General features: G+C 37.9%; 1 pseudogene. It reads right to left on the reverse strand.

The window, feature by feature from the left end:
- Positions 1–36: 36 nt before the first annotated feature.
- A pseudogene (locus tag AWV70_RS23780) lies at positions 37–243 on the reverse strand (plasmid recombination protein); the annotation flags it as partial.

Below are 243 nucleotides of genomic sequence, written 5' to 3' on the forward strand. Positions count from 1 at the left end.
AGACAAAAACAAAAAGAACCTTCGAAGGTTCTTTTTTTATCTACTCATATCATTATTTCGCTCACGAGCCTTTTCACGCTTGTGTAATCGTTCAAATTCGCTTCCAGTTGTTTTTTCCCTTATCTTGTCCACCAACTCACCAAAAACCTTCTTAAAGGCTCTCACGTTGTCTGTGCGATCCCTTAAAAACTCTTTCGCACTTTTATAAACTAATCCTATTTCAGCCTTTAAATCGCTCACACG

It is taken from the genome of Sporosarcina koreensis (genome assembly GCF_001531445.1).
Taxonomy (GTDB): domain Bacteria; phylum Bacillota; class Bacilli; order Bacillales_A; family Planococcaceae; genus Sporosarcina; species Sporosarcina koreensis_C.